Source organism: Faecalicatena contorta (assembly GCF_021531995.1).
Classification (GTDB): Bacteria; Bacillota; Clostridia; order Lachnospirales; family Lachnospiraceae; genus Dorea_A; species Dorea_A contorta_A.
The window spans coordinates 1-10,151 of record NZ_JAFBIZ010000111.1 but is presented as its reverse complement, the minus strand read 5'-3'; the positions used below and the strand labels follow the sequence as shown (position 1 = coordinate 10,151).

General features: G+C 43.0%; 8 protein-coding genes. All 8 read right to left on the bottom strand.

Translation table 11 applies throughout. The features are described from left to right. Positions 1-55 precede the first annotated feature (55 nt). Positions 56-1,489, bottom strand: coding sequence for an adenylosuccinate lyase (gene purB / locus JQM82_RS12760; protein WP_235250742.1), 1,434 nt, complete (start codon positions 1,487-1,489; stop codon positions 56-58). 23 nt (positions 1,490-1,512) lie between these two features. Then, the gene (gene purF, locus JQM82_RS12755) at positions 1,513-2,940 is read right to left on the bottom strand and encodes an amidophosphoribosyltransferase (RefSeq protein ID WP_235250741.1); all 1,428 of its coding nucleotides are present in this window, start codon (positions 2,938-2,940) and stop codon (positions 1,513-1,515) included. Positions 2,941-3,144: 204 nt separating this feature from the next. Continuing rightward, positions 3,145-3,828 carry an amino acid ABC transporter ATP-binding protein gene (locus JQM82_RS12750; protein ID WP_328284221.1) on the bottom strand — a complete coding sequence of 228 codons (684 nt, stop codon included), beginning with the start codon at positions 3,826-3,828 and terminating at the stop codon, positions 3,145-3,147. Positions 3,829-3,839: 11 nt separating this feature from the next. Then, positions 3,840-4,490 (bottom strand): amino acid ABC transporter permease, encoded by a 651-nt coding sequence (locus tag JQM82_RS12745; RefSeq protein WP_235250740.1) that lies wholly within the window; start codon positions 4,488-4,490, stop codon positions 3,840-3,842. 87 nt (positions 4,491-4,577) lie between these two features. Beyond that, complete coding sequence (locus JQM82_RS12740; protein WP_235250739.1) at positions 4,578-5,432, bottom strand: amino acid ABC transporter substrate-binding protein; 855 nt, start codon at positions 5,430-5,432, stop codon at positions 4,578-4,580. Positions 5,433-5,531: 99 nt separating this feature from the next. Next, entirely contained in the window at positions 5,532-6,314 is a 783-nt protein-coding gene (locus JQM82_RS12735) for a hypothetical protein (RefSeq protein WP_235250738.1), read from the bottom strand. After that, positions 6,289-7,572 (bottom strand): DUF5716 family protein, encoded by a 1,284-nt coding sequence (locus JQM82_RS12730; RefSeq protein WP_235250737.1) that lies wholly within the window; start codon positions 7,570-7,572, stop codon positions 6,289-6,291. Before JQM82_RS12730 ends, JQM82_RS12735 begins: the two co-directional genes overlap by 26 nt. Positions 7,573-7,591: 19 nt before the next feature. Further along, the coding region (locus JQM82_RS12725) for a DUF5717 family protein (RefSeq protein WP_235250735.1) at positions 7,592-10,151 on the bottom strand (2,560 nt) is incomplete at its 5' end.

The following is a 10,151-nucleotide window of genomic DNA, read 5'->3' as shown; positions in this document are numbered from 1 at the left end:
TCAAAAGATTTTCGCCCAATGAAATAATATACCAAATATTTTTATTTTGCAGTCGTTATACGTTAATCTCAGCCTTCACGCCAAGAACTTCTTTATTCGCTTCCAAAACCGGATTTACGACATTTTTCAGATATGCCTCTACCTGAAGCGGTGCCCGCCCGACATATTTTGACGGATCCATCGTTTTCTTAAGTTCATCAATTGACAGATTAAATGCCGGATCTTCCGCAATCAATTCAAGCAGATTATTGTCAAGACCCTTTTCCTTTACATTACGTCCTGCTTCCATGGAAAGTTCCCTGATCCTCTCGTGGAGTTCCTGTCTGTCTCCGCCAGCCTTCACGGCATCCATCATAATATTCTCCGTTGCCATGAACGGAAGCTCTGACATGAGACGCTTTTCAATTACCTTTGGATATACTACCAGTCCATCCACAACATTCAGGCACAGATCCAGAATACCGTCGATGGCCAGAAATCCTTCCGGTACGCTAAGACGCTTATTTGCCGAATCATCCAGAGTTCTTTCAAACCACTGTGTTGCAGATGTGATCGCCGGATTCAACGCATCAATCATTACATATCTGGACAGAGAAGCAATACGTTCACTTCTCATCGGATTTCTCTTGTATGCCATAGCAGAAGATCCGATCTGCGTTTTTTCAAACGGCTCCTCTACTTCTTTCAGATGCTGAAGGAGACGAATATCATTGGAGAACTTGTGTGCACTTGCCGCAATTCCTGCGAGTACATTCAGTACCCTGGTATCCACTTTGCGGGAATATGTCTGCCCTGATACCGGATAGCACATCTCAAATCCCATCTTCTTTGCGATCATTGGATCAATCTTATCAATCGTCTCCTGGTCACCGTCAAACAATTCCAGAAAACTTGCCTGCGTACCGGTCGTTCCTTTGGAACCCAGCAGCTTCAGACTGCCTTTTACATAGTCAAGATCTTCCAGATCCATCATAAACTCCTGCATCCACAGTGTCGCACGCTTTCCGACTGTTGTTGGCTGTGCAGGCTGAAAATGTGTAAATGCGAGTGTTGGCAATTCTTTATACTCATCTGCAAATTTTGCAAGTTCTGCAATGACATTCACCAGTTTTGTTCTGACAATCTCAAGAGCTTCCGACATCAGAATCATATCCGTATTGTCTCCTACATAACAGGATGTTGCCCCAAGATGGATAATTCCCTTTGCCTTCGGACACTGCTGACCGTAAGCATATACATGGGACATTACATCATGACGAACTACCTTTTCTCTCTCTTTTGCCACCTCAAAGTTAATATCATCTGCATACTCTTTTAATTCTGCAATCTGTTCATCCGTGATCGGAAGTCCAAGCTCTTTCTCGGTTTCAGCAAGCGCAATCCATAATTTTCTCCATGTACGGAACTTCTTTTCCGGCGAAAAGATGTACTGCATCTCCTTACTTGCATATCGTTCAGAAAGTGGACTTGTGTACTTATCGTTACTCATATTCTTCTCCTTATCATCACATTTTACTCAAAAGCCAGTGAGATATCTTTTCCCGGGACTTCCATCGGATAATTACCTGTGAAACACGCATCACAATATCCCAGATCTCCCACCATGTCTTTCAGTTTTTCGATCTCCATATACCCCAGGGAATCTGCACCGATCATCTCGCGAATCTCTTCTGTTGTATGAGAGTGGGCAATCAGCTGTTCGTTTGACGGCACATCTGTTCCAAAATAGCACGGATACAGGAACGGAGGTGAACTGATTCTTACATGCACCTCTTTTGCACCGGCTTTTTTCAACATCTTAATGATGTTAGCGCAGGTCGTACCACGTACAATCGAATCATCTACCATAACGATACGCTTACCCCTGACTACTTCTTCAATAACATTCAGCTTAATCTTGACACTGCTTTCTCTCTGACTCTGTTTCGGCTTAATAAAGGTTCTTCCTACATAGCTGTTCTTGTGAAATGCCATTCCGTACGGAATACCGGATTTTTCAGAATACCCTTTTGCCGCCACCAGACCGGAATCCGGAACCCCCACAACAAGATCCGCCTCCACCGGATAAGACTCCGCGAGAGCATTACCTGCAAGAATTCTGGAATGGTACACGTTGACATTGTCGATCGTACTGTCGGTTCTTGCAAAATAAATGTACTCAAAGATACATCTTGCCTGTCTCTTGGGACTGATCGCCATCGACATATCCGACTTGATTCCATGCTTGGTAAAGCTTACAATCTCGCCCGGTTCCACATCGCGCACAAATTCTCCGCCAACAGCAGCAATTGCACAGCTTTCTGAGGCCAGGAAATAAGTATTATCCCTCTTTCCGATGCACAAAGGCTTAAGTCCGAACGGATCCCTTGCTCCAATCATCTTTCTCGGTGATGTGACAACCAGTGCATAGGCACCTTTGATCTTTTTCATAGCGTTCTTCACAGCATCTTCCGCCTTTTTTACATTCAGACGTTCTCTTGCAATGTGATATGCAATCACTTCAGAATCAATCGTTGTCTGGAAAATCGCCCCAGTATATTCCAGTTCATGACGAAGCTCAATTGCATTTGTAAGATTACCATTATGCGCGATCGCAAGTACACCTTTCACATAATTGATCACCAGCGGCATTGCATTTTCCGCTCTGGAACCTCCGGCAGTCGAATAACGCACATGACCTACTCCGAGATTTCCCTTCAGATTCTGGAGAGATTCTTCATTAAAAACTTCATTTACCAGTCCGAGCCCCTTCTTGGAATGGATCTTTCTCTCTCCATAAGTGTCTGTCACAGCAATTCCACAGCTTTCCTGTCCTCTGTGCTGTAACGCAAAAAGCCCATAATATATAGAAGGTGCAACATCACCTCCGTCCATATCATAGGCGCCAAATACTCCGCATTCCTCTCCCATACCTGTTGTTATCTTTTCAAACTCACTCATAAATGCAGACTCCTTCTTTTTTCAGTATCCGAAAATGTATCAGATATGAAAATGTTTTCCGTCTTATGACGGCAAACTTCTTCCGATAACAGTATAATACAAGGCAGAAGGAAAAGCAATATTCCCTTCCGCCTTGTATTTATCCTGATACATTATTTTTCGCAAATTCATTTATTAGTATTTCTAATAAATGTAGTCTATTAATTAGTCATTGAATTTTCCAAGAAATTCTTTCATTCTTGTGTTAGAAGAGCCAAACACATCTTCCGGTGTCCCCTGGACAGCAATATATCCATTATCCATAAAGATAATATGATCCGATACATTTTTCGCAAAATTCATCTCATGTGTAACGATCACCATCGTCATATGTTCCATCGCAAGCTCACGGATTACTTTCAGAATCTCACCTGTCAGTTCCGGATCCAAAGCAGAAGTAGGCTCATCAAAAAACAGGATATCCGGCTTCAACGCAAGTGCTCTCGCAATAGATACTCTCTGCTGCTGACCACCGGACAACTGGTATGGATACGCATTCTCCTTATCTTCCAGTCCCATTTTTCGAAGCAGCTCTCTTGCTTCCCGGTATACATCTTCTCTGGACCGCTTCTGTACTTTTATTGGTGCATCTGTAATATTTTTCATAACCGAATAATGCGGAAAAAGATTAAAATTCTGAAACACCAATCCATAAGTTCCTTCGTATTTTATCTCGCCTCCATCTGCAGTTTCAAGTCCTGTAGCACAGCGAAGGAGCGTGGATTTGCCCGAACCGGACGGCCCGATAATTCCAAGCACCTCTCCTTTTTCTACCGTAAGGGAAATGTCTTTTAACACTTCCACTCCATGAAAGCTTTTCTTGATATTCTTCATCTCTAACAGACTCATGACCATTCCTCCTAACGATAGTAATCCAGTTTCTTTTCCAGTGTTTCCATCGCAATGGCAACGACCAGATTCAACACATAATAAAAAATGCCAGCTGCAATATAAGGAACCATCGAAGTCTGAGCCGCTGCAATCTGTTTTGCCATTGTAAACATTTCAGTTACTGCCAGCACAAAAGCAAGAGAAGTATCCTTGACCAGTGTAATCACTTCATTCGTCACCGGCGGAAGAATATGCTTGATCACCTGCGGAAAGATGATGCGAAAAAATGTCTGTGTCTTTGAATACCCCAGTACTTTTGCCGCCTCATACTGACCTACCGGTATCGCCTCAATTCCACCTCTGTATATTTCCGCAAAATATGCAGCATAATTAATCGCAAATCCGATCAGAACAGCCGTCATGCGATAACCGCTGGAGATGCGGATTCCCAAAATGTAATACGGGCCAAAATACACAACCATAAGCTGCAGCATCAGCGGAGTACCTCGCATAATCGATATATATATTTTTGCAAGCCATCGAATTGGAGATATCTTTGACATTCTTCCAAATGCCACCAACAGCCCCAATGGGAGTGAGAATACAAGTGTTAATACAAATATTTCCAAAGAAACCAGCATTCCGCCGCACAATTCTCTGATAAGTGTTCCTAATTCCATTCGTTGATCCTCCCAATACATAAACAATAACAGAAAAGAGCCGTACCCCTTTTGGGGGCCGGCCACCTTCTGTCTTATCGTCTCATTTTACTTTCCTATACACAGCGCTCCCGGCACGCCGAAATCTGCATATTTCTCTGCAATCTCAGCAATCGTTCCGTCTTCTGCCATTTCATCCAGTGTAGCCTGTACTTTGTCTCTCAATTCTGTATTGCCTTTCTTAAAACCAACTCCGTACTGCTCAGAAGAGATCACTTCCTCAAGAATCATATATTCATCGGAATTTTCTCTGGAATTAATCTGATAATTTGCAACACCAATGTCCATTGCGATTGCATCGCATGCGCCGGATTCCAGATCCATAAATGCAGTATTATACTCTGCAATCTCTGTCAGATTACCAAAAGTATCTGCCAGTTCTTTCTGATCTTCCTGAAGTGCTGCAAGTGCAGAAGAATCTGTCTGTACTTCTACCAGTTTTCCGGCAAGATCTTCAAAACTGCTGATACCGGAATCTTTTCTGACTACAACTACCTGCTTGTTGTCTATATATGGTTCGGACCATGTATAATCATCCTCACGTCCATTCATGGTAAATCCGTTCCAGATACAGTCAATCGTCTCAGATTCAATCTCCATGTCTTTAGAATCCCAATCGATTGGCTGTTTTACCAGTTCCCAGCCATTTCTGTCACAGACTTCCTGCGCCAGATCAAGGTCAAATCCAACATACTCACCGTTGTCATCTTTATAACCATACGGTGGAAATGCAGCATCAAAGCCTACAATCAGTGTCTCATCATCATTTTCTACAGCTGTACTTTCTTCTGTCTTTTCAGTATCTGCATCAGTGTCTGCACTTTCCTCCTTGCTTCCACATCCCGCAAGAACTGTCGTTGCCATCATCGCCAGAGCGAGGATTAAGGCGAATCTCTTTTTCATAATTGCTTCCTCCTGTCCTCCGATTAGTATACAGTCAATCGCCACTCTTTTATTATATTAGCAATTGACTACTTTACCATACTAAAACGCTCTGTTATATTAGCATATTTCCCTGCTTTTGTCAATCCTGCGGTATTCCTTTTTCCATTGGATGCAAGCATCTTCGGGAAGGTCTGCTTTCACCTTCTTCTGCGTCTTCCTGATCTCGTCTTTTATAACCGTTCCCATACTGAGATAAACCGGATTACCGGAAAGCATCTTTACATACTCATTTTCCGGAAGATAACGATAACAGCAGTACAGATAGGCTTTTAACATCTCCGGCTGTTCACAGATCCGATATGCCTCATAATAAGCCCGCGCCGCTTCTTCATACAAAAACTGGCGTCCATACGCAGCCCCCATACAGGCATATACCCGACCATAAAACTTCTTATCTACAGATTCATCCCAGTCTTTATAGAGGATTGACTGGTACACCAGGATCGCCGTCTCATATTCACCACTGTTTTGCAGACTGTCCGCCTTATATTTTGTCTTTTCCACATCCTTCTGATTCTGAAGATGCTCCAGTATATTCTGTATTTTGTGAATATCCGCTGCGGCATAGATGTTGGATTCACGAAGGATCGTAAGGATAAAATCCTCCATGGAACAATTGTTTCTCAGCTTTTCCCTGAGCTGTTCTTCCAGATCCACAAGCTCCAGTTCATCCCCAATCCAGCTGCACAGCCGGCTGTTAATGATCGTATAATCTATCAGATACAGATTGTTGCATATATAGTAGCATAATTCCTCTATCGTATAGATTCTCATATGCACTCTTGATATTTCAAAAGGTCGTTTGGCCCGCTTCCTATGACATAGAATTAAACTGCCCATTGATTCCTCCTAAATGTAAAACCTTTTCAGTCTGAAAACCGGATGAAGGATAGAACTCACCAAATCCAGTATCTTTAAAAATCAGTTTACAGGTACGTTCATCCATAAACATTACTTCGATCTGCAGCCGAAGCGAATAATCCCTTCTCTCCGGAAGTTCCGCCAGAGAAACCGTCTCTACCTGAAGTTCCTCTCCCGCAAGAGTCTCAATGTGAATCTCAATATCAGAAGTATCTTCCAGAATCACATCCCACTGTCCGTCCGCATCATACCAGTGTGTCCCCCACGCCACAATCGGATACCATCCTTCCTGCCCTTTGATACGCATGCGAAGACAGATCTGCTCTGTCATCTTGGTCTCATCAAGATATATCGGGCCGTCATCATATTCCAGACACTTTCGCATAGATGTATAACAGGCTCCCTTACTGTACAGATTATTTCCAATAAACGCCCTTCTTCCGTTGCACAATACCTTCAGAGAATTCGGGTACCAGTTGTTCTCAAATCCTTCTCCTGTCAGATACACAGAAGATACCACTTTCTTGTCAAACACTCCCTGAATAAAAGTCTTGAATTTTTCATCTGCATCCTTCGCTTTATCAACGTTCAGAACCGGATAGATTGCTGCCAGTTCCTTCATACGCGCATTTGCAACTTCATCTACAGTCACGAACAGATCTCTTCCCTTTCCGTTCACCGTATTCAGTCTTCTGAGCATGTATGCACGTATCTCTTTTGCATCGCAGAAAAACAAAGCCGATTCGTACTGCCATAATTCCTTTGGCTGATAGAACATATACTGACAGAAACTTTCTTTATAATCCTGCACACATACACGTTCCCTTGGAACACCGATATGACGTCCGATCCCTTTCAGCATCTTTGACATATCTACATTCGTAAACGGTACAGAAAATGTCAGATACCGGATATTCTCAAATTCAGTCAGCGTCAGACTGATAAACTTTGCCAACAGCCAGACAGCATCATGTACGCGCTCTCCCACCTGAACCTTCTGTTGGCGTACCGCCCTTTCAAACAGTCTGGTTATGATCTCTCCTTCCCCGACTGCCGCAAGTTTTTTAGCTTCTTTTCCATACACCCAACGCTCTTTATAATATCCGAGTACCAGAGGAATCTGATAATTATCTGCCGCTGTTTCCATCGTCTCCGGTTCTTCTTTTCCTTCATTATAATAACTGATCTGACAGTACTTTTCATTCAGATCATAACCAAGCACGCTGTTCTTTTTCATTATCATATCCTCCCTTCCCCTAGTATAATCCAAACAGCTGATCTGCCATCAGCTCTTCTTCCTGATAATCCATCATTGCCTTTCTTTTTGCTGCCGGTCCCATCTGCGACATCTCATTCAACCGTCCATATTTTCCGGACCGGTTCCGACTGCTGTCATTGACGAGTATCTGTTTTTCTGTCTTAATTACATCTCCGTCTATATTTTCTTCAAAATAATAGCTTACCGACTCATCATCAAACAAGATGAACTGTTTTACATAGATATTGGCATACATCGGCATCATTGCTTCTGCACGATAGCCTAATTCTTCCCTGTCGCCCCGCTTCATCTTGTAATACAGCTTCACTTTTCCTCCCGGATGGCACTGATAAGACAACATTGCCTTATTGTACAGCTGCAGTTCCCTGAGCCACTCCTCCCGGTACTTCAGATAAAACGGAAATACCATCTGCTTCTCGCACATTTCCCGCAGCACCTGATGCAGTACCACTTCCATTTCCTCTGAATGCTTCCGTTCGGAATAATGCTTCAAAAGTGCTGCTTTACAGATATCCGGAAGTTCTTCCTTCTTATCACACTCATTTGCGATCATTTCAAATACACAATGCTTAAGTTCTCTGCCCTCTACCATGTATTCTCTTGAAACATATGCAAGATATGCCTGTTTCAGCCGGAAATACGCATTGTCTGACAGATAATAATCTTCAAAAATATCCTCTTCATCAAACAGCGTTTCCGAAAATACCATCTGTGTAATGATCCGCTCTCCAAGCTTATATGATGGGATTCCATACTCCTGAAGAACCTTCCAGATCTTCTTCATATCCTTTGTAGCGCCACAATAATAGTTCGCAAGATACGTCAAAGTAACCTTATCATACTGCTGTCTTTGAAACAATTCAAAGCACAGATAGTTCAGAACCTCGTCTTCTTCATAATTATCTTCCCGGATCCGTTTGCTGCACATGATAAATACTTCTTTTTCATCAAATGCTTCAATCCCTTTAACCATGACATTGTCAAAGTCCGGCTCTTCTCTTACTTTCTCCTGATTCCAGAAACCGGTAGACGCCGCATACTTCCGGCACATATCCAGAAATCTAGGCTCATAGAACAGACGTCTGGTCTCATATGGAATAGAATCTGTATAATGTCTTCCTTCTACGGACTCCCATACGATTCTTGATTCTTTGTCATACAGATAGATCACAGTACCATTTTCCTCGTCATAAGGAACCCTTTGACGAATATTTCCATCCTTTTCAATGACCAGAACGCACTTCATATTCGGCACTTTGGTCGATATCCCGTAGGAATAACAGATATCTCTCATTGCCTCCATCCGATCCGCCGTCATCTCGTCATCTGAACAGAATCGCTTATACAGGATACGCAGCGACTCTGTGATATGGCGCTTCTTAAGTTGATCCCACGTAAATGCAACCATCTGCTCCCGATAATTCAGGTACAGATCTCCTGCCTGTTCCTCATAGGTCACCAGACTGGCATACAAAAACGCTGCTTTCTTATAATCCAGAGAATTTCCATGCATAAAATACAGAAGAATACTTTTTGGAAGTGGCCCGTGGGAAACATTCTCATCAATTGTCATCATATAGTATTCATACAGCTGCGCAATCTTCAATTCACTGTCAACCGCACGCTGATACCAGACAAAATACCGTTTCTGGGTCTTATTTCCCTTGATCAGCAATGTACAGATCGTATTGAGTATCATCGGTTCCTCATACATCTTATAAATGCGCTCCAGAATCCGGAACATTGCATCACTGTAGTTCTTCTGCTGACTGGCAAAATTCGCAACATACAGTGCCAGTTCTTTGGTCATAAGACGATATTTCGCCGCAAAATTCAGCACCTGAATCTCGAACACACCAAGTTTTTTCAACAGAGCCGGCTTTTCCTGATAGCACAGATACGCCTGCAGATAAAACAGGACATGATGTACTCCATATTGAAATTGCTGCTCCAGAACCTCCAGACGTTTATAGGGATTCTTATAGCGAGGCTCCAGATCCATGATCATAGCAAGGAGCGGCCAGGAATCCTGATGGCGTGTATAAGTCTTTCCGATCTCATCCAGAACACGGTCAACATGATTGCCTTTTCCCCGGACCTTCGCAGTCAGATACAGATAATAGCAATTGGTCAGAGGGTCTTTCCCGATTGCAAAGCGGTTATAATTGTAATTTTCCAGAATCCATTTTGCTTCTTCCACTTTATTGCCAATCAGATAAATATGCGCAAGCATCAGCTGATACAATTCATTCAACGGAAACTTTTTCCGAAGCGCCACCATCTTCTCAATCGCACCATCGACCCAGTTATCCCGTTCAATCCTTCCGGCCACACATCCCACGTACTCCTTGATGATCTGCGCGATCAAAAGCTCAGGAACCCGATGGCTCTCGTTATATTCCTGATTCTGCAGTATCTCAATCTCATAGACCAGTGTCTCATATGGCGTAACAAACTTAAGCGCACCATAATTACGCCCGCCATGAAGCTTTTCCGAACGGACTACATATTCCATCTCGTACACATTGCCGACAAAA

Coding starts and splice junctions, on each gene's coding strand:
- purB (WP_235250742.1), bottom strand. CDS start 1,489: ATGAGTAACGATAAGTACACAAGTCCACTTTCTGAACGATATGCAAGT.
- JQM82_RS12750 (WP_328284221.1), bottom strand. CDS start 3,828: ATGAGTCTGTTAGAGATGAAGAATATCAAGAAAAGCTTTCATGGAGTG.
- JQM82_RS12730 (WP_235250737.1), bottom strand. CDS start 7,572: ATGAAAAAGAACAGCGTGCTTGGTTATGATCTGAATGAAAAGTACTGT.
- JQM82_RS12735 (WP_235250738.1), bottom strand. CDS start 6,314: ATGGGCAGTTTAATTCTATGTCATAGGAAGCGGGCCAAACGACCTTTT.
- JQM82_RS12745 (WP_235250740.1), bottom strand. CDS start 4,490: ATGGAATTAGGAACACTTATCAGAGAATTGTGCGGCGGAATGCTGGTT.
- purF (WP_235250741.1), bottom strand. CDS start 2,940: ATGAGTGAGTTTGAAAAGATAACAACAGGTATGGGAGAGGAATGCGGA.
- JQM82_RS12740 (WP_235250739.1), bottom strand. CDS start 5,432: ATGAAAAAGAGATTCGCCTTAATCCTCGCTCTGGCGATGATGGCAACG.